Below are 22,811 nucleotides of genomic sequence, written 5' to 3'. Positions count from 1 at the left end.
CACCCACATAAAGCTTTAGGATATCGTTCACCCCGTGAGTTTATCGCGGAGCAAATTAACCAGTAAAAATGACCGATCTTTCGGGGGCAACTACACGATAAGCAAAGCGGATCTGCATCATGCGAAATGCCGCGATTCTCCGCAATGCACATGAATTTATATGTTTAAGATTGACATTCCTGTGTGGCTTGCGCACCCATGAAGATTAAGTGCAGTGAAGAATGGTTCTATAATCTATGCCGATACCGGTCTATGTCATCAATCTGGAGCGATCACGTGAGCGCTGGGAAGCGCTGAAAAAGCGTGCGGATAAATTGGGGTTGTTTCTGCGCCGTGTGGAAGCGGTTGACGGACGTAATTTGACGGCAGATCAGCTTAATAATTTTGATGAGGCATCCTTTCGCCGGTTTCATGGCAAAACACCCTTGCCAGGCGAAGTCGGGTGCTATTTTAGCCATTTGAAAGCATTGCAGATTATTGCCGATAGTGATGATGATTGTGCAGTCATTATTGAGGATGATGTTGTTTTCGCAGATGATTTCAGCATAGTCCTTGAAGAATTGGCAGACGTTCAAGGGTGGGATGTCATCAAACTGATCAATAACAGGGTGAAGTTTTTCCAGAGTAAATATGTCACTATTGGTGGTGCTGATGTAGGGCGCTGTATGCACGGGCCGCTGGGTTGTGCCGGTGGTTATATGGTGACACGTGAAGGCGCCGGTGCATTACTTGCTAATATTTCCACGATGCAATTGCCTTATGATGTAGCTTTGGAGCGCGGCTGGGCGGGCAACTACCGTGTTTATCTGGTTAAAGATGCCATCATCGAATTGGCCAATGAGCTGGGCTCTACCATTTTAGAAGGCGGCGCTAGTTATAAGCGTGTTCGTTTTCCGGCCTGGAAACGTCTTGGTGCATTAAGATTCAGAGTGACAGACTATATCAGGCGTATGATTTATGCTTTGCGGCGTTCGACATTATATAGTGGTGATAAATGACATTTTTGCATAGAAATTTTATTAAGCGCCGCAAATTCGATCAATGGGTTTTAGCTCTTGGTGGTCTCACCATGCCTATTCGTGTTGGATCAGGCCCTATTGTTGTTTTTCTATTCAGCTGTATCGGGATTTATCTGACCGCATTTCGTCATAAATCGACGAAGCCTTTTGTTGGTCTTTTTTTATTCTTCATAATTTTTTATTTTCTTTGGACATTTGGTTTGATGATTTGGCGTGACCAGTTGGTACTCAGTAATCGTCATATCGGTTATACATTGTTGCTCGCGCTATTCTCATTTGCCGGTGCAGGTATGCTGCTTATTCGCGATCCGTTACGTTTTTATGTGCTTGGATCACGCGTTGGTATTTTTATGGCAGCAGCTTTTGCATTGATCGTTTCACTCTACAGCGGTGCCCGTGTCGGGGTGGGCGGAAATCAAGCCGTATTTGCTTTCGTCGCCGCGATCGGTGCTATATCCGCGACATTGCCGATTCACAATGCACCTCGTTTTTTACCCAACGGTCCGCAATGGCTGGCGTTAGGTTTATTGGGAGTTATGGTTTCTGAAACCCGCGCTGTCTTAGCGGTGTTGCCATTAATTTTAGCGGTAGAAATTATCGCTTATGTGCGCAAATTGAGCTGGCAAAAACAAATCGGGATTTATACTGTTTTGGCAGCATTCATGGCGGCTATGCTTGTGGTCGGCCCCGCAGGAAAGATTATTGAAACGCGTTTCACAAGCATGATTAATTATTATGAGACGGGTGATGCTACTGTTTGGAGCGATAAAGTATCGGCCGATATCCGTATGGCGATGTGGCGTGGCGCATATGAGACAATCAAAGAATATCCGCTGACCGGAGTGGGATCGCTCCATAAAGTGGAGATTGTTCAATCACATCTGGGGGAAGAGCGGGCGTTGCTTGATGGCTTTATTCATTTGCATAATGTCGTTGTGGATGAGCTGTTAAATAGTGGTATTATTGGTCTTTTTTTGTTGTTGGCGTCGTTCTTGTCTATCTTTTTTCAGCTTTGGAAAACTGCACCTGATTGTGGAACGAAGCGGGTTTTGAGTTATTTCGCGCTTGTTATGATCGCTTATGGTATGTTGCATGCGCCTTTGGCTCATGAGGCATCCATCGCTTCGATCATGTTGTTTTTGGGTGTGTTGAATGCTGCCAGAGTTAAGCGTATCATTTATAAGCCGCATTTAAACGCAGCATAATGCTGAAATTCTTAAAACGGGTTTGGCAGCTATGACGGGTAAAAAAGAAGGACGGGGATTTAGACCTTTAGCGGATACAACATCTGACTTGTTGGATCCTGTCTTGCGCAAGCGTGCCGGTATTAATCTGTCTTTGATCCAGTCATGGGAAGATATCGTCGGTGCGAATGTCGGCCAGTCTTCACGCCCGCTTAAAATCATGTGGCCAAGACGTTTGCATGAGAATGATCCGTTTCAGCCCGCAACATTGGTAGTGGCCTGTGAGGGTTTTGCTGCCATGCGTATGCAGCATGAAACAGGCGAGATCATCAATCGCGTCAATGGTTTTTTAGGCTTTGCAGCTATCGGCCGGATCAAGATTGAACAAAAACCGTTGACCGGAAAGCAGCAGCGTCGTTTGCGCAAACCTGTTGATATTCCGCCCAGTCAGGCGCGCAAAATCGAAGGTCAGACCAGTGTGATTGAGGATGATGGCCTGCGTGGTGCATTGGAGCGCTTGGGGCGCAGTATTGCTGCAAGCAAACTGAAGAATAAACGCTGATATTTTCTGTAAAAATGGCTTGTTTTTCAGAAAGATGATTATAATTGCCCAGTTCGTCATCACTGCCACAATCTTGCTATAAGACAGCGTTAGAAACAGCTGACAAAACGGGTCTGGTTCTGGCGGCGGTTCCGTTTTAAACTAGTATTCTATGACAATGTATCGAACAGAATTGGATGATTCGCATGAGCCTTACGCTTAATCGCAGACATGTTATGTCTCTTGCAGGTGCTGCTGCAACGGGTCTGGCTTTTTCCGGCAATGTTGCTTTTGCGCAGTCACGCTCGGCTGATGGCTCTGTGGATGCAGCCAAAGTTGCTGAACCTGGCAAGTTGAAAGAGATGGTTTACGGCAAGGAAGATGCTCCTGTCACCGTCGTTGAATATGCATCTTTGACATGCCCGCATTGTGCAGATTTCACCTTAAATACTTTCCCGAAAATCAAAGAAAAATACATTGATACCGGCAAAGTACGTTTGATCTTCCGCGAATTTCCTTTTGATCCGCGCGCAACAGCTGCTTTCATGCTGGCACGTTGCGCACCGGAAGATCGCTATTTCCCGATGGTTAATGTGTTCTTCCAGCAGCTCCAGCAGTGGGCAATGGCACAGGATGGCGAAGCTGCACTGTTGCAGATTGCCAAGCTCGCCGGCTTTACACAGGAAAGCTTTCAGGCTTGCCTGACCAATCAGGAATTGCTGGATGATATTAACGGTGTGCGTGAACGTGGTTCATCTTACGGCGTTAATGCCACACCAACATTCTTTATCAATGGCCAGAAATATGCCGGATCGCTTTCCGTCGATGACATGTCAGCCATCATTGATAAGCTTCTCTAAGCCTTATTTGACCGATCTATTTGGCTTGCAAAATTGCGGGCACCATCCGGTGTCCGCTTTTTGTGCTTTAATAACACGATTTGGAAAAGAGTGACCCGATGCGCTTTTCCAAACTCCGCCTGCTTGGGTTTAAATCTTTTGTCGAACCGATGGAATTTATCATCGAAACCGGTCTGACCGGTGTCGTTGGTCCCAATGGGTGCGGCAAGTCCAATCTGGTGGAAGCATTGCGCTGGGTGATGGGAGAAAACTCGTATAAAAACATGCGTGCTTCAGGCATGGATGATGTTATTTTTTCAGGCTCAGGAACACGGCCTGCCAGAAACTCTGCCGAAGTGACATTGTTTTTGGATAATAGTGATCGCTCCGCACCGCCTAATTATAATGATGCTGATGAATTGCAGGTTTCGCGCCGCATTGAGCGTGAGGCCGGTTCCGTTTATCGTATCAATGGCAAAGATGCGCGCGCCAAAGATGTGCAGCTTTTATTTGCCGATCAGTCAACTGGTGCCCGTTCGCCGTCAATGGTCGGGCAGGGGCGCATTGGTGAGTTAATCCAGGCAAAGCCGCAGGCACGCCGCGCATTGCTGGAAGAAGCGGCCGGCATTTCAGGCCTTTATAGTCGCCGTCATGAGGCGGAATTGCGCCTTCGTGCCGCAGAAAGCAATCTTGAGCGTTTGGATGATGTGGTCGGCGAGCTGGGTTCGCAAATCGAAAGCTTAAAACGGCAGGCACGACAGGCAAACCGTTTTAAAAATCTTTCGGCTGACATTCGTAAGCTGGAAGCAACGCTTTTGCATTTGCGCTGGTCTGCGGCCAAGGCACAAGAGGCGGAAGCGCAGTCCACTTTGGCTGAGGCCACTATTGCGGTGGGCGATAAAGCACAAGCGCAGATGAATGCGGCTAAAGAACAGGGTATCGGCGCTTATAAATTGCCGGAATTGCGCGAGCAATCGGCAAAAGCTGCGGCAGCTATGCAGCGTTTGAACCTTGCGCGCGGGCAATTGGATCAGGAGGCGGAACGTATCCGTCAACGCCGCTCTGATTTGATGAAGCGCTTGGAACAGTTGGGGGCAGATTTAAAGCGCGAAGAACAATTATTGCGCGAAAACGCTGATATTATCACGCAGCTTGAGCAAGAAGAGCAGCAGTTGCAGGAAGCTCATGCGCGGTCAGCCGAGCGTGATGAAGAATTGCAATCGCTGTTTGATGTGGCTGAGGAAAAGCTGCGCGAGAGTGAAACGCTTTTAGCAAGCGTCACGACAGAGCGTGCTAATGTGATGGCAGAGCGCACGCAGATGCAGCGTGCTTTGCAGGATTTGCAGGAGCGGCGTGATCGCTTTTTCAAACAGCTGGAAAATATGCAAAGCGAGATTGGGGCTGTTGATGCCGAATTGCAGCAATTACCATCTGTGGCCGAAAAGCAGGCCGCTTTAAAAACGGCTGAGGAAGAAACCGGATTTTGCGAGGAAACTGTGTTTGAAGCCGAGGCGCATGTTGAAACACTGCGCGATGCGGGGGCTGCCAGCCGCGAGGAGCTGGACAAAATTCGCGGGCACTTAAACCGGATTGAAACCGAAGCGCAAACGCTGCAAGGCATTTTGGCGGCAGGTGTAACCGGTGAATTTACGGCCGTATTGGAGCATTTGAAAGTGCGCTCCGGCTATGAGGTGGCACTGGGTGCAGCGCTTGGCGATGCACTAACTGCGGCTCTTGACGACGAGGCACCGGCTTATTGGACATTAGTGCAAGAGCTGCCAACTGATCCGAAATTGCCGGATGGGGTGAGGCCGCTTAGAGATTATGTGGAAGCGCCGGAGCAATTGGCACGCCGCTTAAGCCAGATCGGGATTGTTGAGAGTCAGGGCGCAGCAGAGTTGCAAGCGCAACTGGCTGTTGGTCAGTCGCTGGTTAATTTGCAAGGCCAGCTTTGGCGCTGGGATGGATATGTTGTGCAGCCGGATGCTCCGACTATGGCGGCGCAACGTCTGGCGCAGCAAAATCGTCTGGTTGAATTACAGATGAAAGCCATCAGCGTTAAGCGCGATGTTGAAGCACAGGCGGCGCGCGTCAGTGCTGATGAGGGTGCTTTGCGCGAGGCGGTAGAAGCCGAACGCATTAGTCGTGATCGCTTGCGCAATTTGCAAAAACAAATTCAGGAAGCGCGCGAAGCTTTAAGTGCGGCGGAGCGGGCAACGGCACAATTGACAAGCCGTGCCGCTGCATTGGCAGATGCAAAAGAGCGCTTGCAGGAAAATCTTGAAGAAGCGCAAGTTCATTTAACTGATGGTTTGGACTGGCTTGAAAAACTGCCTGCCATTGATGAAATTGAGGAGCGGCTTAATGCGGCTACGCATGCCGCTCAGCAAGACCGCAATGCTCTGGCTGAGGCGCGTGCGGCTTATGATGGTTTGCGTCATGAGGCGGTTTTGCGTGAAAATCGTTTGGCAATGATTGCGCTGGAACGCAAAAATTGGAAATCGCGTATTGAAAACGCCAATGAACAGGTGGTTTCGCTTCAAGACCGCCAGTTTGAAGTGCAGGAAGAACTTGAGATCCTCGCCGAAGCGCCGGACGAGTTGGATCGCAGTTTACAAAATCTTCTCTCCGAAATCAGCATTGCTGAGGCACAAGTCAAAGAGACATCCGACAATCTGGAAGTGGCGGAAGCCGCGCAATCTGTGCTCGACAAAACTGCGATTTTAGCCATTCAGGAATTGTCTGCTGCGCGCGAAATACGCGCCCGAGCAGAAGAGCGTTTAACGGCCGCCGAAGAGCGCCGCAAAGAAACCGAACAGCGTATTGCCGAAGCGCTGCAATGTCCGCCGCACGAAGCTATCCGCCAGACGGGGCTTGCGCCGGATGATAAATTACCGGAAGCCGGGCAGCTTGAGCGCCAGTTGGAACGCCTGAAGATCGAGCGTGAGCGTCTGGGCGCAGTGAACCTGCGCGCCGATGAAGAGCAGAATGAACTATCGACGCGGCTCAATGATATTGTCAGTGAGCGTGAAGATATTATCGAGGCGATTAAGAAATTGCGCCTTGGCATTCAGAACTTAAACCGTGAAGGCCGCGAGCGCTTGCTGGCGGCATTCTCTGTGGTCAATGCGCAGTTCCAGCGGTTGTTTACGCATTTGTTTGGCGGCGGTACGGCAGAGTTGCAGCTGATTGAATCCGATGATCCGTTGGAAGCAGGCTTAGAAATTCTGGCGCGTCCTCCGGGTAAAAAGCCGCAAACCATGACGCTTTTGTCAGGTGGTGAGCAGGCATTGACCGCGATGGCGCTGATTTTTGCGGTATTTTTAACCAATCCGGCACCAATTTGCGTGCTGGATGAGGTAGATGCACCGCTCGATGATCATAATGTCGAGCGCTATTGCAATTTGATGGATGAGATGGCTGCTTCCACGCAAACGCGTTTTGTGGTCATCACACATAATCCGATTACCATGGCACGGATGAACCGTCTTTATGGTGTAACCATGGCTGAGCAGGGTGTCAGCCAATTGGTGTCGGTTGATTTGCAGGCAGCCGAAAAGCTCATTGAACCTGCATGATTTATCCTCAATTTTCTATTTCGATTGACGCCATGTGGCGCGTGCCGCTTTTTCAATATTGTTCAAAGCATTGGAAAAGGTAGAACTCAATAAATAGAACATGCCGAATGTCGGGCTCCAATAATCGGTCTTCAACGGAATGCGTTTTATCATCGGTTCAGGATTATGCCGGTGGATGGAAGGGCGCGCATTGAAGGTGGAATAGCCTAAGCCTTCTTCAATCAGACGCCGCGCCATTTCGGTGGAATTGACCATATAGCGTGTATTGGGGCGGATATTATGGTGATCAAAAAGGCCGCTATAATAAGAACTTGCCCCACCAAAATTTGGAAAAATAAACGGCTCATTGGCCATTTCGGACAATTCCAGCTCTGCTTTTTGCGCTAACGAATGCGCTGCATTGACCGCGATATGCACTTGGGTGGGGAAAAGTTCGACAAATTTGAGCGACGGATGCAGGAAATCGTTAAGGCCAAAACCGGCAATGAGTTTTCCGGTGCGCACCGATTCCACCAGATTGGACGATTCGAGCTCCACAATATTAAAGCGGGAGAAGGGAACCGTTTCGCTCAAATTTTTAATCAGCTCCGGCACTACCATCGCGCCTACATTGCCGATTACACCAATGGTGAGCTCCTGCTCATTTTGCTTGGCGATACCTGCAACCTGATGCTCAAATTGTGCTTTGGCTTCAAAGAGAGGCTCGGCCAAAAGCAGGAAGCGCTGGCCTTCGGTGGTCAGTGATACGCCTTTCGCCGGTGTCCGGAAGAAAAGCCGCACCCCCAATTCGGTTTCAGCAGCGGTGATTGCTTCACGGATGGAGGAGGGGGAAATGTTGATCAGCTGCGCTGTTTGCGTGATGGAACCGATATTGGCGACATGGCGGATATATTCGAGCTGCCGGATGCTGACGGATTTAAACATTTTTCCTCCCAGAAAGATCATTTTATGTACTTAATACAATAGAAAATGCATTTTTTATATTATTAAATATGCTCTATGGTAAAGTTACCTTGGGAGGGTAAGTTATATGAACAAACTACTGTCTAAAACTTTGTTTGCGGCCATTGGTCTTGCATTGTCGTCTACTGTTGCGCTGGCAGATAAAACCGAACTGACGGTTTCAAGCTGGTTGCCGATGACACATCACATCAATGCAGGCATTTTGCAGCCCTATGCAGAGCGTGTCAGTGAAGCGACCGACGGTCGTGTAACACTCAATTTCCTGAGTAAGGCGCTTGGGGCTCCGGCGGAACATTTTGAACTGGCACGCAAGGGTATGGCGGATATTACCTGGGGTAATTTCACCTATGAGCCAAAGCGTTTTGCAGTGTTCACATTGTTTGAATTGCCACTGCTCAGCTCTTCATCTGAAGTCAGTTCCGTTGCGGCATGGAATACATTTGACAAATATATGCGCAGCACATTGAAGTCGCTGGATGGGGTTGAAATCCTCGGGCTCATGCAGCTCGATCCGGGCCAGATCAATATGCGCGATAAGGCCGTATTGACCCCTGATGATCTGAAGGGCAAAAAAGTGCGTGCCGGTGGTCCGGTGCAAACGGCTTTATTGGATGCAGCTGGTGCCGTGTCCATTTCTGCGCCGCAGTCCAAATCTTATGAATTGCTTTCCACCGGCGTTGTCGATGGAACATTCTCCAATACGGAAGCATTGGGTGGCTTCAAACTGTTTGAAGTTCTCAAATATCAGACAGAAATCAAGGGCGGCGCTTATAATGGCAGTTTTTATATTGCCATGAACAAGAAGAAATTTGATCAGCTTTCGCAAGCGGATCGCGAGGCGATCATCAAAATTTCCGGTGTTGAACTGTCGCGTGCGGCTGGTCAGGATTGGGATCATTCCAGTGCGCTCGGTAAAAAACAAGCCGCTGAAAACGGAATGAATTTTGTTGAGCCGGCACCGGAATTGCTTGCGCTGATTGACAAGGTCAAGCAACAGGAACAAGCCGTCTGGCTGGAAAGCGCTAAAGCCGCAGGTATTGAAAATCCTCAGGAAGTGATGGATTTTTTCTTTGCGGAAATTGAGCGTTTGGAAAAAGAAAAGAACTGATACGGCTTTACTGAAGCCGCTGTTTTTCTCCATACTATCATGAATGCGGGATATGCAGGAGCGCGGCTCCTGCATATCACTCGCGGAGCTGTCTCATGTCTATGAAAACACTCTTTGAAAAGCTGGCGCTTATTCCGGCTTTGCTTTTGCTCATTTTGGGTTTGCTAACATTTATTGATGTCGTGGGACGCAATGTGTTCACGGCCCCTTTGCGCGGGTCTTTCGATATTATCTCCTACCTTGTTGCAGTGGTGGTTTTTACCTCCGCGCCATTCATTGCCCGTGCGCGCGGGCATATCGTCGTTGATCTTCTTGATCCGCTTTATTCGCCGCGTGCGAGGCGCATCCGCGATGGTCTTATTGAGGTGATCTGCGGCGGCGCGATGCTGTTGTTGTGCTGGTGGATCGGCATATATGCGTGGGAAGCCTATCAGTTTGATCGTGTTTCGCCGGATATTTCAATTCCGATCTGGCCGGTTGCAGGTCTTTGCTCGGTCACGAGCTTTATGACAGCTCTCATTCATTTCGGGCTGGCAATCAGTGATTTTCGCGGAAAGGAATAAGCCATGACAGTCACGCTGATTGCATGTTTTATCGTAGTTGCGCTGGTGTTTTTACGCATCCCTGTCGGTTTTGCCATGTTGCTGGTTGGTATTCTTGGTATCGCTCATGTGCGTGACATGGAACTGGCACTTGGGCTTCTTGGTTCAACCACGATGGAAACCGTTGTTTCTTTTGAACTATCGGTCATTCCTTTGTTCCTTCTGATGGGCAACGTCATTAACCGCGCCAATATTTCGCGCGAGCTTTATGATTGCGCTAATAAATTTGTCGCTCACCGTCGCGGCGGTTTGGCCATGGCGACAGTAATGAGCTGTGGTGTTTTCAGTGCCATTTGCGGCTCGTCGCTGGCAACGGTTGCAACCATATCCAAAGTTGCTCTGCCTGCCATGCGCCGTCACAATTATTCGGATGAATTGGCCGCGGGTGCCATTGCTGCCGGTGGCACATTGGGCGTGCTTATTCCGCCATCCGTATTGCTTATTCTTTATGGCTTGTTGACTGAAACCAGTATTGGTCAGCTTTTTGCGGCCGGTTTTATCCCCGGCATTATCGGTGTTGGTTTTTACCTTCTCGCCGTGCAGGCAGCGGTTTGGTACAAGCCGTCTTTGGGGCCTGCTGCGGAGCGTTTTCCATGGCGCGAGCGCTTGCAGTCCACCAAAGGTGTTTTACTGCCGGTGCTTTTGTTTCTTGTGGTGATCGGCGGTATTTATGCAGGCTTTTTCACCCCGACTGAATCTGCCGGTATTGGTGCTATTGCCTCGCTGATGATTGCTTTCGGTCGCGGGAATTTCAACCTGACAGACCTTAAAAAGGTGCTGATTGAAACAGTGCTGGTGAGTGCCTCGCTGTTTTTCATCTTAATTGGCGCGCTCTATTTCTCGCATCTGGTGACACTGTCCGGTTTTGCCACCAGTGTTCTTGATTTGCTTGGTGGTGCTAACACGTCGCCGATGCTGGTTATATTCGGCATTATCCTCATCTATCTGGTGCTGGGCTGCATCATGGACAGTATGGCTATGGTGATGCTGACCGTGCCGATTTTTGCGCCATTGGTTATGAGCCTCGGTTTTCATCCGGTTTGGTTCGGCATCATTGTAGTGGTTGTTTCTGAAATCAGCTTCATCACCCCGCCAATCGGTATCAATATTTTCGTGCTGCGCTCCAACCAGCCGGATTTGTCGATCTCAACCATCTATCGCGGTGTGACACCTTTCTGGATTTCTGACCTGTTCCGTTTGGCCTTGCTGACGCTGTTTCCAGCGCTGTCACTCTGGCTGCCATCCATCTTATTCTGATCTGTAGGTATCTTTTCTTATGACCGTTCTTGAGTATTTTAATTCTATTCACGACGAAGTAACAGCATGGCGCCGCAGCCTGCATACCATGCCGGAGCTTCTCTACGATCTGCCAAAGACCAGCGGGTTTGTGGCCGAGAAGTTGCGCGAATTCGGTGTGGATGAAATCACTGAAAATATCGCTCAGTCGGGTATTGTTGCGGTTATCAAAGGGACGCATGATGGCACTAAACGTGTTGGCCTTCGCGCCGATATGGACGCGCTGCCGATTGCTGAACAAACCAATCTTGCCTATGCTTCCAGGCATGAAGGCCTGATGCATGCTTGTGGTCATGACGGTCACACCGCCATGCTGCTTGGTGCGGCGCGTTATCTGTGTGAAAATCGTGATTTTGCCGGTTCTGTGGTCTTGATTTTCCAGCCCGCTGAAGAAACCGGTGCTGGTGGAAAAGCAATGATTGACGAGGGGTTGTTTAAAAAATGGCCGGTCGATGCCATCTATGGTTTGCATAATCAGCCGGGCGTTGAAATTGGTCACTTCATCTGCCGTAAGGGGCCAATGCTTGCCTCTTCTGATGAGTTCGACATTACCATTCACGGTAAAGGCGGCCATGCGGCTGCACCGCAAACAGCCATTGATCCGCTGATGGTGGCATCATCTATTTTGAGCGCGGCACAGGCCATTGTTGCGCGTAATTTGTCGCCATTTGATTCCGCCGCACTTTCCGTCACCCGATTGGAAGCAGGCGACAGCTACAACACTATCCCGCCAGTGGCGACAATGTCCGGTACGATCCGTACATTGAATGAAAAAGCCCGTGCGATGATGAAAGAACGCTTAAAACAGGTGGTTGAGCATAGTGCGGCGCTGCATGGTGCAACCGCTGAGCTTAACATCAAAACCGGTTATCCGGTCTTGGATAATACACCTGCCAATGCAGCCTTTATTGCTGATGTTGCACGCTCGATCGTACCGGAAAGTCAGGTTAATGGCGATTGTACGCCGATCCTTGCCAGTGAAGACTTTGCTTTCATGCTGCAAGAGGTGCCGGGCGCTTATATGCTGATGGGGAATGGTGAGACAGCTTCATTGCATAATGCCGCTTATGATTTCAACGATGCAGCCATTCCTTATGGCAGTTCGTTTTTGGTGACTGCTGCTTTAAACACATTAAACGAAGCGTAAGTCTTGAAGTGATGATATGAGTATCACGGGGCGCTTATCCGGCCTGTGATACTCAGGCTCTTTGTTATCGTGCTTTTAATGTTTGCAGAACAGTTTGTGTTGTGCGGGCGATATGGTTGCGAATAATCTCGGTCGCACCCTGAATGTCACGATTAAAAGCTGCATCGAAAAGCGCCTTATGTTCTGAGGCTATATCGCGTACGCCGACAGACTGTTTGCGCGAAAGATGTCGGTAGCGCTGGTGCTGCTCATAGATTTGCTGGCGCATACGCATGACCCATTGCGACGGGCAGGCGGCAACCATTGTTTCATGGAAAATCGCATTGCGTGTTTCCCATTCAATAAAATCGGTTTCGCCTTGAATGACCTTTTGCTCAGCGCGCACAAGACGGTGATAGGCCGCAACCAATTGCGTTTCCCAGTCTTCATCGCCATGCAAAAATGATTGCCGAAGCGCTTCGATCTCAAGCAATGTGCGGGTTTCGCCAATGTCATAAGCATCTTCTGCTGACATGGGGGCAACAGTGAAACCGCGTTGTCCTTCCAGAACCACCAGATGTTCACTGGAGAGGCGAGCCAAAGCTTCACGCAGCGGGCCGGCACCAAGGCCGTACTTCTCACGCAAGGTTTCGATCTTCAATTTTTCATTCGGCAAAAAAGCACCAAACACTATGTCTTCGCGCAATTGGCGATAGGCTTTTTCAGAGTTTGTCTTTTCAGGGGATGAAAGTTGTTTGTCTAACATAATCAGGCTCCTGACCCGGAGATTAGCCAGCCATATTAAAAAAATCAATATTATAAATATTATTGATAAATTCGATAATATCGATTTTATTGTTGACTTGGTTATAAAATCGATATTTCTTAACGCGAGTATCTCTTTGGGAGGAGACGTGTATGAATACCCGCTTGGGTCAGGCGCATGAGGATAGAACTGCTTCAACGGAGCAGGGTATGCGCGCGAATGGATTTACCGGTTTCTTATCATGTGTTGATGGTTTGATCGCGCGCGCTGAAACGCTCGTCGCAGGGCTTTTGGCACTGGCGATTGTCATTTTACTGCTTATCAATGTTGCAACGCGCACCTTCGGAATGCCACTGTTCTGGGTTGATGAACTGGCAATTTACGCGATGGTTTGGATGGGCTTTTTAGGCGCATCGCTCGCAATTCATTATCGTCAGCATATTGCTGTTACCGTTTGCATCGACTTTCTGCCGATTCGTGCGCATATGTTTATGCTTGCCGTAATTGATGCGATGATGCTGGTTCTATTTCTGGTTCTGGCTGTTTTTGTTTGGCAATGGTTTGATCCGATTGCCGTTTTACAGGCTGATTCACTGAGCGAGATCGGCGCTAAAACCTTCAATTTTATTTATGATGAACCGACCACAACGCTTGGTGTTCGTAAGTTTTGGTTCTGGCTGATCCTCCCTGTTTTCTGCGTCTTCGTGACGTTTCACAGTGTCAAAAATCTTGTCGACAGTGTGCGCACATTTTTTGAAGCAGCCGGAGCGGAGGTGGTGAAATGATCGCCGGATTGAGTTTTGTTGGTCTTGTTGTTGCTGGTTTGCCGATTGCATTTATTTTGCTGGCTGTGGCGATTATTTATATTCTTTCCAGCGGTAACACTGTGTTGCTGGCATCGCTGCCGCAGCAATTGTTCGGCGGCTTGGAAAGCTACGGTTTGCTGGCGCTGCCACTTTTCATTTTGCTTGGCGAGTTGATGAATGAAGGCGGCATTGGTCGCCGTCTCATGGGGCTTGCCATGTCAATCATCGGCTCTGTGCGCGGTGGTTTGGCTTATGTCAATTTGCTGGCCAATATGATGATGGCATCGATTCTTGGTTCTACAGTCGCGCAGATTACTGTTATGTCGCGCATGGCTGTGCCGGAAATGGATCGTGCCGGTTATCCGCGTGATATTTCTGCGGCGATTACCGCAGCCGGTGGCTTGCTGGCACCCGTTATTCCGCCATCCATGCTGTTTATTATTTACGGCGTTGTGGCTCAGATTTCGATCGGTGATTTGTTTGTGGCGGGTGTTGTACCTGGCCTGATGATGGCCGTGTCATTCTTTGCAGTTATTGCAATTCTCGGCCGCATTTATAACTTCCCTCAAGGTGAAAGTTATAATTGGTCGCAGCGCTTTAAAGCACTGTGTGATGCACTGCCGGCCGTAATTATTCCGGTAACTATCATCGGTACCATTTTGGGCGGTATCGCAACACCAACTGAATCGGCCGTACTTGCTATTGTCGCTTCCGTTTTGATTGGCCGCTTTGTTTACGGCGAATTGGAGTTTTCGCACCTTGCTCCGGCATTTGTGCGTGCTGCACGCGGTGCGGCGGTGGTGTTGTTTCTGATTGCGGCAGCACAGGTCTTCTCATGGGTAATCACCTTTGAAAATCTGCCCGCAACCGTTGCTGTTTTCTTGCAGTCACTGACTGAATCACCAACCGTGTTTTTGCTGCTGGTTGTGGCACTGCTTTTGGTGCTTGGCATGTTCACCGATCCGATCCCTGCAATCATTTTGGTTGTGCCGGTTTTGTTGCCGGTTGCCACCAATGTGTACGGCGTTGATCCGTTCCACTTCGGGATGATCGTCTGCCTGACACTGGTTGTTGGCCTGCTGACACCACCGGTCGGCACCGGATTGTTCACTGCGGCCTTGATGACAGGTGTGAAAGCAGAGCGTATTGCCTTGATGACTATGCCATTTTTGCTGACAACAATGGCTGTGATCCTCGCAATTGTGTTCTTCCCTGTCTTGCTGAAATTACTGTGAGGTAAGTTCCATGACATATCTTCAGCAGACAGAATCCCTTCAATCCATGAATGTCACCGTAATAGGTTGCGGCACTATTGGTGCTGGTTGGGCTGCAACTTTTGCCGCTGCCGGACATCGGGTTAAGGTTTATGATCTTAATCCTGCATCGGGCGAGCGTTTGGCGAATGTCTGGCTGCAGGCATTGCCGGTTTTGCAACGTATCGGTGTTTGTGTGGACGACCCGCAGGCTCCGTCATGGACCGATGATCTGAATGAAGCACTTCTCAATACGCAGTTCATTCAGGAAGCTCTGCCTGAGCGATTGCCGTTGAAATTGGAAATTTTAACGCAGATTGAAGAAAAAATTGCTGATGATGTGCTGATTGCATCCAGTTCTTCAGGTTTGAGCCCGAGCCAGATGCAGGCGAATATGCGTATGCCGCAGCGTTTGCTGATCGGGCATCCCTGCAACCCGCCTTATCTGATGCCACTGGTGGAAATTTGTGGCGGTGAGCAAACAGCACCGCAAGCGCTGGACAAGGCTGATGCGATTTATCAAAGCCTCGGCAAGTCGGTACTGCGCTTACAAAAAGAAGCTTCAGGCCATCTTGTTAATCGCTTGCAAGCAGCGCTTTGGCGTGAGGCTGTGCATCTTGCCGCAGAAGGCTATGCCAGCGTTGGCGATATTGAAAAAGCGGTGACGCAAGGTTTGGGCGCGCGTTGGAGTATTTTGGGACCCACCGCGATTTTCCATCTGGCTGGTGCTGATCAGGGGCTCGCCAAATTTCTCGATGATTTAGGCACTGAAGTTGAAAAATGGTGGAGCGATTTAGGTACACCTGAACTCAGCGATGAAGTGAAACAAGTGCTTATTAACGGCATGGATGCGGCTGCCGGAGAAGAAACATCTTCGGCTATGGCGGCGCGCCGTGATGAGCAGGTTGTTGCGATGATTGAAAAGCAGCAATCACTTCAGCGCAAACAAAAAGGTTCTGATGCATAAGACCGCATCAACGAAGATTATCTGGGAGGAAAACCGATGAAGTCACTATTGAAACTAACACTTGCAGCTTTAGCAACAACTGTTGTTTTTAGCACAATTTCTAATGCTGCGGATTATCGCATTGGCCTGATCACCCCGCCATCACACCAGTGGAGCGTGCAGGCAGTTGAAATGGCCAAAACACTGAATGAAAAAACCGATGGCCGCGTTAACTTACTGGTTTTTCCAAGTGGACAGCTCGGCAGTGAAGCTCAGGTTTTGCAACAGATGCAGGCCGGTGCGGTTGATTTTTCTTTTATGACACTCGGCGAATTTGCCAATCGTAATGCTAATTTCGGCATTTTCCTGGCTCCTTATCTGGTCAAGGATATCGACGGTGCGCAAGCTTTGCTCAAAGGCCCGACCGCTCTGAAGCTTCTCGAAGAGGTTAAGCCTCTTGGTCTCGTTGGCTTCGGCTATGGTATGGCTGGTATGCGCCAGATCGTTATGCGCGGCGATGTCAAAGACGGTGCAGATTTGTCGGGTAAGAAAATCCGCACCATTCCGCTCGCACCGGAATTGGACTTCTGGAAGAAGCTGGGCGCTGCACCAACCCCAATGCCATTGCCTGCACTTTATGATGCTTTCGCCAATGGTCAGGTCGATGGCATGCAGATCGATTTCGAAGGCACCTGGAACAGCAGCTATTATGAACATGCGGGCACTATTCTCGATAGTAACCACATGATGTTCCCGATGGTCGCTGTTGGATCAGCGCGTAAATGGGCGACCATTTCGCCGGAAGATCAGGAAATCCTGCGCAGCACTATGGTGGAATATCTCGATAAGATCGTTTCCTCATATGACCAGATCGACAATGACTATTTGGAAAAGCTCAAAGGCACCAAGGTTCAGGTGAAAAGCGTTGACCGTAGTTTCTTCGGCGCACCGATTGAAGACTGGTACAAGGAATGGCGCGAAAAAACGCCGCTTCTGAAGGAACTGGAAGCGGAAGCAGCCGCTCTTTAATCACAAAATCCCCCTGGGAGGCGATGGCTTTCAAGGGGGATCAGGATTTTTTCTAACCTATAATTTTAAGAGTGAGGCTTATGACTTATACACTGCGCGAATTGCGTTACGTGCGTTTTGGTACGCAGGATGCTGCCAGCAGCCATCAGTTTCTGACAGAAATTGTCGGTCTGGAAAATGCCGGTAAAAAAGACGGCTCTTATTATTATCGTTCAGATGCGCGTGCTTACAGCGTCAATATGGTGGCAGGCGTTACAAAGCCGGCAATCGCCATCACTGTTGCACACCGTGAAGATCTGGACGCTTTGGAAAAACAACTCTCAGCGCATGATATTGCCTCCACATTTGGTAATGAGGCAGAATGCGCTGAACGTCTGGTGAAAGCCTGTTTGAGCTGCACTGCGCCAAATGGCATCATCGTTGAATTTGTCTGGCGCCCGATGACCAGCGGCTGGCGTTATTTCCCAAGCCGTGATGCGGGTGTGACTGAGTTCCAGACCGTTTCGCTGCGTTGCAAAGATATTGCTGCCAACGAACACTTCTGGACAGAAGTGATTGGTGCCAAAGTCTCGGATTGGGTGGGTGATACCGCTTATATCCGTCTTGATGACAAGCACCACGCCATTGCGCTTTATCCGTCTTCTCGTGATGGCTTGATGGGCATCACCTTCAATGTCGAAGGCATCAACAATATCATGCAGAATTTCTATTTTTTCCAGCGCCAGCAATTGCCGATTGTTCATGGTCCGGGTCACCATCCGGCATCCGACCAGATTTTTGTCACCACAGAAGCCATGAAGATCGCCGGTCAGAATGATGAACCGCTGATGGTGACCTATGCCACCGGCATGCTGACAGGCGAAGAAAATTTTGCCAATCCGCCACGCCAGTATCGCCACCAGCCGCGCTCATATTGCGAATGGGGCTCTTACACCAGCGTGCCGGAATTTGCCGGAGATAATGTGTAAGCCCGCGTTGTGGGCTGGGGCGCGTGAACAGCCGAATTTTAATTTATGCCTGATAAAAGGAGGCGCACATGATTGAGTTGAGTGACGTCGTTTATTGCCGGGTTGGCACTCAGGATCTCGAAAGTGCTGAGGCTTTTGCGACAACAATTCTGGGACTTGAAGTGGCAGAGCGCACCAAAGGTGCGATTCATTTCAAATCAGATAATCGCGACCATACGCTGTGTTATTTCGAAGGTAATCCGGAAGATCATGTGACAGCTTTCGAGCTGAAAACCTCTGCCGAATTACAAGCAGCAGCTGCTACTTTGGATGCGCTCGGGCATAATGTGCAATATGGCAGCCCAGCTGAATGCGAGATACGTCATGTGCGGGAATTCATTCGATTTAATGATCCGACCGGCAATGTGATCGAGTTTATCGTCCGCCCCAGCATGTCTGCGGTTGAGTATCACGGTGCCCGTGATGCCGGTATCACCGGCTTCAGCCATGTCGGTTTCTATTCCACCGATGTGGAGCGGGATGAAAAATTCTGGACAACGGTTTGTAATGCACGCGTTTCAGATCGTATCGGTGATGCGCCATTGATGCGTATCGGTGCGATCCATCACACGATCGCACTCTTTCCGGGCAATAAATCGGGCATTCAGCACATCAATCATCAGGTGGAATCTACCCATGATATCCAGCGCTCAAGCAATTTGCTGCGTGATAAACAAGTGCCGATTACCTTTGGTCCGGGGCGTCACCCGACATCTTCAGCACAGTTTCTCTATTTCCGTGGCCCCGATGGTATGACCTATGAATATTCCACCGGCGTGTGCGAAATTCATGATGAGCCATTGTGGCGTGATCGTCAGTTTGCCTTTGAGCCGAAAGGTTTCTGCCTTTGGGGTGCAAGCCCTAAAATTGCAGCCTTTTCGGAAGGGGATGACTAAGCATGTCTGTGAATATCAATGAAGCCTCTGTGACGGTCAGAAAAGCCGCCCGTGCCTTGGGGCGCAGTGGCTTGGTGCATGCCTACGGGCATTGCTCCATGCGCCTTGATGCTGGCACTTTTCTGGTTTGTCCGGCTTCACCGCCTGGTCTGGTTGGTGTGGGCGAAGAGTGCACAGTGCTGCAAGTACATGAACCTTTGCCGGAAAATGTATTGGGTGAGGTGCGCCTGCATCAGCAAATTTACCAAAACCGTGCCGAAGTAAATGGCGTGGTGCGCTTTATGAGCCCGAAAATGATGTCGCTGGCTGCAATGGGTTTGAGCCCTAAGCCGCGTCATGGCTTTGGTTCTTATTTCGCGCCGAGCGTTCCGCTTTGGGATGATCCGCAGCTTATCCGTGATGATGAGCGGGCACAAAAAGTCATCCGTCTGATGGGCGAGGCCAAGGCCGTGCTGATGCGCGGCAATGGTGCCGTTGTTGCCGGTCAGTCACTGGAAGAGGCGGTGGTGCTGGCTTGGTATCTGGAGGATAGCTGCCGCGTGGAACTCGATGTTCTGGCCAGCGGCATGGCGCAACATGCACCCGTTTTAAGCAATGAAGAAGCTGCACAGCGTGCGACCAAAGCAGGCCGCATCTTTGAAAGAATGTGGCAGTTTTTAACGAATGATGATGAAGAGTGAACCGGATTATGACTTCAAATAAATCAACTGGCGCAGGCGCTGCCGGTACTGAAATTCTCAACTTTATCGGCGGCGAATATCGTAAAGGTGGCGGCCGCCTGTTTGAAAATTATTATCCGGCAACCGGTCAGGTGCATGCCCATGTGCATGAAGCAAGCCGTGAGGATGTCGATCTGGCAGTTGGTGCTGCCAAGCAGGCGCTCAAAGGCCCTTGGGGTCGTATGAGTGTTGCTGAACGTCTGACTATTTTGCGCAAGGTGGCTGATGGTATTCAGGCGCGTTTTGATGAGTTTTTGCGTGCCGAAATCATGGATACCGGCAAGCCGCGCTCCATTGCCAGCCATATCGACATTCCGCGTGGTGGCGCAAACTTCAACGTGTTTGCCGATCAGATCGCATCTTTAAGCACCGAAGCATTCCAGTCGGCAACGCCGGATGGTGCAGGCGCTATCAACTATGCCATTCGCGTTCCGCGTGGTGTGATTGCGGTCATCTGCCCGTGGAACCTGCCACTACTGTTGATGACATGGAAAGTCGCGCCAGCCATGGCCGCCGGTAACACGGTTGTGGTTAAGCCATCAGAAGAAACACCTGCAACAGCGGCGCTTTTGGGCGAGGTCATGAATGCTGCCGGTGTTCCGGCTGGTGTTTATAACGTCGTGCATGGTTTTGGTGCGGATTCCGCCGGTGAGTTTTTGACCTCCCATCCCGATGTTGACGGCATCACCTTTACCGGCGAAACCTCAACCGGTGAAGCAATCATGCGTGCGGCCTCCAATGGTGTCCGTCCTGTTTCGCTTGAACTGGGTGGCAAAAATGCCGGTATCATTTTCAATGATGCTGATCTTGCCAAGGCGATTGAAGGCACAGGGCGTTCTTGCTTTGCCAATACCGGTCAGGTTTGCCTTGCAACCGAGCGTCTTTATGTTCAGCGCGGCATTTTTGAAGAATTTTGCGCCAAACTGACTGCGCAGGCCAAGTCCTACCGCTTTGGTGATCCGTTTAATCCGGAAGTGACCATGGGGCCGTTGGTCAGCGACATTCACCGCCAGAAAGTGCTGGGCTTTTATGAAAAAGCCAAGGCAGAAGGTGCAACCATCCTTTGTGGCGGCGGCACACCGGATGTGGCTGGTTTTGAAAACGGTTATTTTGTTGAGCCAACTCTTTGGACCGGTCTGCCGCAGACATCGGAAATCGTCACCAATGAAATCTTTGGTCCTTGTGCACATATCAGCGTGTTTGACGATGAAGAAGAAGTTGTCGGCCTTGCCAATAACAGCCCTTACGGTTTGGCAACCGCAGTCTGGACAGAAAACCTAAGCCGTGCGCACCGCGTTGCCTCGCAGATTGATGTGGGCATTGCATGGGTAAACAGCTGGTTCCTGCGTGATCTGCGCACCCCGTTCGGCGGCTCGAAAAAGTCCGGTATCGGTCGCGAAGGCGGCAACCACTCATTCGAATTTTACACAGAGCTTCGCAACATCTGCATCAAGCTTTAATCGCATTATCAGGAAGTAGAATACTATGTTGAACGATCAGGAACGCTCGCTTGCCATTGAAGCTTTGCTGGAAGCCCATCGCAGCAAAAAGCCTTGCACACAATTATCAACCCAGTGGCCACATATCACCATTGATGATGCTTATGCGATCTCCCATGCGGTTGCGCAAAAGCGTATGGCAGGCGGCGCACGCATTGTCGGTCACAAAATTGGCCTGACATCAAAAGCGATGCAGGCTTCTTCTCAGATTGATGAGCCGGATTACGGCCATATCTTTGATGATATGCTGCTTAATGATGGTGCTAAAGTCCGTCATGCTGATTTCTGTGTCCCGCGCGTTGAGCCGGAACTGACCTTTGTGCTGAAAGAGCCGCTCAAAGGCCCGAATATCGGTCTGGTTGATGTGCTGCGCGCGACAGAATATGTCATTCCGTCCATCGAAATCATTGATGCGCGTGTGCAGAACCCGCGTAAAATCTTTGATACTGTTGCAGATAATGGCGCAGCCGCTGGTCTGGTACTCGGAGGTCGTCCGGTGCGTCCTGAAGAGATTGATCTGCGTTGGGCTGGTGCCGTTTTCTATCGCAACTCCGAGATTGAAGAAACAGGTCTTGCTGCCGGCGTGCTTGGTCATCCGGCCATGGCGATTGCATGGCTTGCCAATAAGCTTGCGCCATTTGGTGTGACATTGGAGCCTGGCCATTTGCTGCTTTCCGGTTCGTTTACGCGTCCGGTCTGGGCTGACAAGGGCGATACACTGCATGCAGATTTTGGTCCACTCGGCAGCGTTGCTGTACAGTTTGTTTAATAGGTTTGATCATGGATGTGAAAACAAACCCGTTTAAGGCAGCCATGCTTTCACGCACCAGGCAAATTGGTGTGTGGAGCATGAGCGCCAGCCCTGTAGCGGTGGAAATTATCGGCAATAGCGGCTTTGATTGGGTCTGCCTTGATGCGGAACATTCACCGGTTGATATTTCCAATCTCGTGTCACTCTTGCATGCTGGCTCCGCTGGCAAGGCGCATCCGGTGGTGCGTCCGGCATGGAATGATCCGGTGCTGCTTAAGCGTGTGCTGGATGTGGGGGCACAAACAGTGCTGGTGCCTTTTGTGCAAAATGCAGAAGAAGCACGTCAGGCTGTTGCGGCTTGCCGTTATCCGCCTGAAGGTATCCGTGGTGTGTCGGGAAGCTCGCGTGCATCGGCCTATGGCCAGATGAACGGCTATCTGAAAAAAGCCAATGACGAGATCTGTGTGCTGGTGCAGCTTGAAACCGGCAGCGCTTTGCAAAATCTGGAAGAGATTGCGCAGGTTGAAGGTGTGGATGGTGTCTTTATCGGCCCGTCGGATCTCGCGGCATCGCTTGGTCATTTAGGTAATCCCGGCCATCCGGATGTGCAAAATGCTATTCAGGAAGCTATCGAAAAGCTCAATAAGCTTGGCAAGGCCGGTGGTATTTTAACCACTGATATTGCGGCGGCACGTAAATATCTGGAATGGGGCTTTACCTTCGTGGCTTCGGCGCTGGATATTCAGTTGCTGATGGGGGGCTTAAAAAATGCCCTGCATGAAGTGACAAAAGACTAAAATATAAAAACCGGCTTCTATAATCAGAAGCCGGTTTTTTTAATTTGCCGATTTTCTGTGTACTGAGAATTAGCAGTCGTTGAAAT

At 50.0% G+C, this 22,811-nt stretch carries 21 protein-coding genes; 19 read left to right on the top strand and 2 right to left on the bottom strand.

Annotated features, from left to right (window positions below):
• Positions 1 to 236 precede the first annotated feature (236 nt).
• From FHS77_RS04440 to smc, 5 genes are all read left to right on the top strand, one after another.
• The gene (locus FHS77_RS04440) at positions 237 to 998 is read left to right on the top strand and encodes a glycosyltransferase family 25 protein (protein WP_184220548.1); all 762 of its coding nucleotides are present in this window, start codon (positions 237 to 239) and stop codon (positions 996 to 998) included.
• Positions 999 to 1,369: 371 nt separating this feature from the next.
• Entirely contained in the window at positions 1,370 to 2,224 is an 855-nt protein-coding gene (locus FHS77_RS04435) for an O-antigen ligase family protein (protein ID WP_246431215.1), read from the top strand.
• Between the two features lie 31 nt (positions 2,225 to 2,255).
• On the top strand, positions 2,256 to 2,765 hold the full coding sequence (locus FHS77_RS04430; RefSeq protein ID WP_184220542.1) for a DUF721 domain-containing protein: 510 nt from the start codon (positions 2,256 to 2,258) through the stop codon (positions 2,763 to 2,765).
• A gap of 185 nt (positions 2,766 to 2,950) precedes the next feature.
• The gene (locus FHS77_RS04425; RefSeq protein WP_184220539.1) at positions 2,951 to 3,604 is read left to right on the top strand and encodes a DsbA family protein; all 654 of its coding nucleotides are present in this window, start codon (positions 2,951 to 2,953) and stop codon (positions 3,602 to 3,604) included.
• 98 nt (positions 3,605 to 3,702) lie between these two features.
• Positions 3,703 to 7,161 carry a chromosome segregation protein SMC gene (gene smc, locus FHS77_RS04420; protein WP_184220536.1) on the top strand — a complete coding sequence of 1,153 codons (3,459 nt, stop codon included), beginning with the start codon at positions 3,703 to 3,705 and terminating at the stop codon, positions 7,159 to 7,161.
• A gap of 15 nt (positions 7,162 to 7,176) precedes the next feature.
• On the opposite strand, the gene FHS77_RS04415 is transcribed toward smc, so the two are convergent.
• Positions 7,177 to 8,085, bottom strand: a complete 909-nt coding sequence (locus FHS77_RS04415) for a LysR family transcriptional regulator (protein WP_184220533.1) — start codon at positions 8,083 to 8,085, stop codon at positions 7,177 to 7,179.
• A gap of 106 nt (positions 8,086 to 8,191) precedes the next feature.
• Here FHS77_RS04415 and FHS77_RS04410 point away from each other — a divergent pair, with 106 nt between their 5' ends.
• The 4 genes from FHS77_RS04410 (at position 8,192) to FHS77_RS04395 (ending at position 12,277) form a co-directional block, all read left to right on the top strand.
• Entirely contained in the window at positions 8,192 to 9,232 is a 1,041-nt protein-coding gene (locus FHS77_RS04410) for a TRAP transporter substrate-binding protein (RefSeq protein WP_184220531.1), read from the top strand.
• 95 nt (positions 9,233 to 9,327) lie between these two features.
• Positions 9,328 to 9,795, top strand: a complete 468-nt coding sequence (locus tag FHS77_RS04405; RefSeq protein WP_184220528.1) for a TRAP transporter small permease — start codon at positions 9,328 to 9,330, stop codon at positions 9,793 to 9,795.
• A gap of 3 nt (positions 9,796 to 9,798) precedes the next feature.
• Positions 9,799 to 11,091 (top strand): TRAP transporter large permease, encoded by a 1,293-nt coding sequence (locus FHS77_RS04400; RefSeq protein WP_184220525.1) that lies wholly within the window; start codon positions 9,799 to 9,801, stop codon positions 11,089 to 11,091.
• 19 nt (positions 11,092 to 11,110) lie between these two features.
• Positions 11,111 to 12,277, top strand: coding sequence for a M20 aminoacylase family protein (locus FHS77_RS04395; protein ID WP_184220522.1), 1,167 nt, complete (start codon positions 11,111 to 11,113; stop codon positions 12,275 to 12,277).
• A gap of 64 nt (positions 12,278 to 12,341) precedes the next feature.
• Here FHS77_RS04395 and FHS77_RS04390 read toward each other — a convergent pair whose 3' ends face one another.
• Positions 12,342 to 13,022, bottom strand: a complete 681-nt coding sequence (locus FHS77_RS04390) for a GntR family transcriptional regulator (RefSeq protein WP_184220519.1) — start codon at positions 13,020 to 13,022, stop codon at positions 12,342 to 12,344.
• 152 nt (positions 13,023 to 13,174) lie between these two features.
• Here FHS77_RS04390 and FHS77_RS04385 point away from each other — a divergent pair, with 152 nt between their 5' ends.
• The 10 genes from FHS77_RS04385 (at position 13,175) to FHS77_RS04340 (ending at position 22,725) form a co-directional block, all read left to right on the top strand.
• Positions 13,175 to 13,807 (top strand): TRAP transporter small permease, encoded by a 633-nt coding sequence (locus tag FHS77_RS04385; protein WP_246431214.1) that lies wholly within the window; start codon positions 13,175 to 13,177, stop codon positions 13,805 to 13,807.
• Positions 13,804 to 15,063 (top strand): TRAP transporter large permease, encoded by a 1,260-nt coding sequence (locus FHS77_RS04380; protein ID WP_184220516.1) that lies wholly within the window; start codon positions 13,804 to 13,806, stop codon positions 15,061 to 15,063. Before FHS77_RS04385 ends, FHS77_RS04380 begins: the two co-directional genes overlap by 4 nt.
• A 10-nt stretch (positions 15,064 to 15,073) precedes the next feature.
• Complete coding sequence (locus FHS77_RS04375) at positions 15,074 to 16,048, top strand: 3-hydroxyacyl-CoA dehydrogenase NAD-binding domain-containing protein (RefSeq protein ID WP_210307022.1); 975 nt, start codon at positions 15,074 to 15,076, stop codon at positions 16,046 to 16,048.
• Positions 16,049 to 16,084: 36 nt separating this feature from the next.
• Positions 16,085 to 17,056: a TRAP transporter substrate-binding protein gene (locus FHS77_RS04370; protein WP_184220513.1), complete on the top strand. Its 972-nt coding sequence runs from the start codon at positions 16,085 to 16,087 to the stop codon at positions 17,054 to 17,056.
• 80 nt (positions 17,057 to 17,136) lie between these two features.
• Positions 17,137 to 18,024: a VOC family protein gene (locus FHS77_RS04365; protein ID WP_184220510.1), complete on the top strand. Its 888-nt coding sequence runs from the start codon at positions 17,137 to 17,139 to the stop codon at positions 18,022 to 18,024.
• Between the two features lie 68 nt (positions 18,025 to 18,092).
• Positions 18,093 to 18,959 (top strand): VOC family protein, encoded by an 867-nt coding sequence (locus FHS77_RS04360; RefSeq protein WP_184220507.1) that lies wholly within the window; start codon positions 18,093 to 18,095, stop codon positions 18,957 to 18,959.
• 2 nt (positions 18,960 to 18,961) lie between these two features.
• Entirely contained in the window at positions 18,962 to 19,639 is a 678-nt protein-coding gene (locus FHS77_RS04355) for a class II aldolase/adducin family protein (RefSeq protein WP_184220504.1), read from the top strand.
• An 8-nt stretch (positions 19,640 to 19,647) separates the two neighbouring features.
• Complete coding sequence (locus FHS77_RS04350) at positions 19,648 to 21,138, top strand: 2-hydroxymuconic semialdehyde dehydrogenase (RefSeq protein WP_184220501.1); 1,491 nt, start codon at positions 19,648 to 19,650, stop codon at positions 21,136 to 21,138.
• A gap of 25 nt (positions 21,139 to 21,163) precedes the next feature.
• The gene (gene hpaH, locus FHS77_RS04345) at positions 21,164 to 21,946 is read left to right on the top strand and encodes a 2-oxo-hept-4-ene-1,7-dioate hydratase (RefSeq protein ID WP_184220498.1); all 783 of its coding nucleotides are present in this window, start codon (positions 21,164 to 21,166) and stop codon (positions 21,944 to 21,946) included.
• An 11-nt stretch (positions 21,947 to 21,957) separates the two neighbouring features.
• On the top strand, positions 21,958 to 22,725 hold the full coding sequence (locus FHS77_RS04340; protein ID WP_184220495.1) for an HpcH/HpaI aldolase family protein: 768 nt from the start codon (positions 21,958 to 21,960) through the stop codon (positions 22,723 to 22,725).
• Positions 22,726 to 22,811: the final 86 nt, after the last annotated feature.

The sequence above is a fragment of the Paenochrobactrum gallinarii genome, assembly GCF_014205685.1.
GTDB lineage: Bacteria > Pseudomonadota > Alphaproteobacteria > Rhizobiales > Rhizobiaceae > Paenochrobactrum > Paenochrobactrum gallinarii.
This window is presented reverse-complemented; position numbering and strand designations above follow the sequence as displayed.

Bases quoted from the DNA above. Each gene is read 5' to 3' on its own strand.
- smc (WP_184220536.1), top strand. From the start codon at position 3,703: ATGCGCTTTTCCAAACTCCGCCTGCTTGGGTTTAAATCTTTTGTCGAA.
- FHS77_RS04425 (WP_184220539.1), top strand. From the start codon at position 2,951: ATGAGCCTTACGCTTAATCGCAGACATGTTATGTCTCTTGCAGGTGCT.
- FHS77_RS04390 (WP_184220519.1), bottom strand. From the start codon at position 13,022: ATGTTAGACAAACAACTTTCATCCCCTGAAAAGACAAACTCTGAAAAA.
- FHS77_RS04440 (WP_184220548.1), top strand. From the start codon at position 237: ATGCCGATACCGGTCTATGTCATCAATCTGGAGCGATCACGTGAGCGC.
- FHS77_RS04340 (WP_184220495.1), top strand. From the start codon at position 21,958: ATGGATGTGAAAACAAACCCGTTTAAGGCAGCCATGCTTTCACGCACC.
- FHS77_RS04415 (WP_184220533.1), bottom strand. From the start codon at position 8,085: ATGTTTAAATCCGTCAGCATCCGGCAGCTCGAATATATCCGCCATGTC.
- FHS77_RS04385 (WP_246431214.1), top strand. From the start codon at position 13,175: ATGAATACCCGCTTGGGTCAGGCGCATGAGGATAGAACTGCTTCAACG.
- FHS77_RS04395 (WP_184220522.1), top strand. From the start codon at position 11,111: ATGACCGTTCTTGAGTATTTTAATTCTATTCACGACGAAGTAACAGCA.
- FHS77_RS04435 (WP_246431215.1), top strand. From the start codon at position 1,370: ATGGCAGCAGCTTTTGCATTGATCGTTTCACTCTACAGCGGTGCCCGT.
- FHS77_RS04350 (WP_184220501.1), top strand. From the start codon at position 19,648: ATGACTTCAAATAAATCAACTGGCGCAGGCGCTGCCGGTACTGAAATT.
- FHS77_RS04430 (WP_184220542.1), top strand. From the start codon at position 2,256: ATGACGGGTAAAAAAGAAGGACGGGGATTTAGACCTTTAGCGGATACA.
- FHS77_RS04410 (WP_184220531.1), top strand. From the start codon at position 8,192: ATGAACAAACTACTGTCTAAAACTTTGTTTGCGGCCATTGGTCTTGCA.
- FHS77_RS04360 (WP_184220507.1), top strand. From the start codon at position 18,093: ATGATTGAGTTGAGTGACGTCGTTTATTGCCGGGTTGGCACTCAGGAT.
- FHS77_RS04380 (WP_184220516.1), top strand. From the start codon at position 13,804: ATGATCGCCGGATTGAGTTTTGTTGGTCTTGTTGTTGCTGGTTTGCCG.
- FHS77_RS04365 (WP_184220510.1), top strand. From the start codon at position 17,137: ATGACTTATACACTGCGCGAATTGCGTTACGTGCGTTTTGGTACGCAG.
- FHS77_RS04370 (WP_184220513.1), top strand. From the start codon at position 16,085: ATGAAGTCACTATTGAAACTAACACTTGCAGCTTTAGCAACAACTGTT.
- hpaH (WP_184220498.1), top strand. From the start codon at position 21,164: ATGTTGAACGATCAGGAACGCTCGCTTGCCATTGAAGCTTTGCTGGAA.
- FHS77_RS04405 (WP_184220528.1), top strand. From the start codon at position 9,328: ATGTCTATGAAAACACTCTTTGAAAAGCTGGCGCTTATTCCGGCTTTG.
- FHS77_RS04400 (WP_184220525.1), top strand. From the start codon at position 9,799: ATGACAGTCACGCTGATTGCATGTTTTATCGTAGTTGCGCTGGTGTTT.
- FHS77_RS04375 (WP_210307022.1), top strand. From the start codon at position 15,074: ATGACATATCTTCAGCAGACAGAATCCCTTCAATCCATGAATGTCACC.
- FHS77_RS04355 (WP_184220504.1), top strand. From the start codon at position 18,962: ATGTCTGTGAATATCAATGAAGCCTCTGTGACGGTCAGAAAAGCCGCC.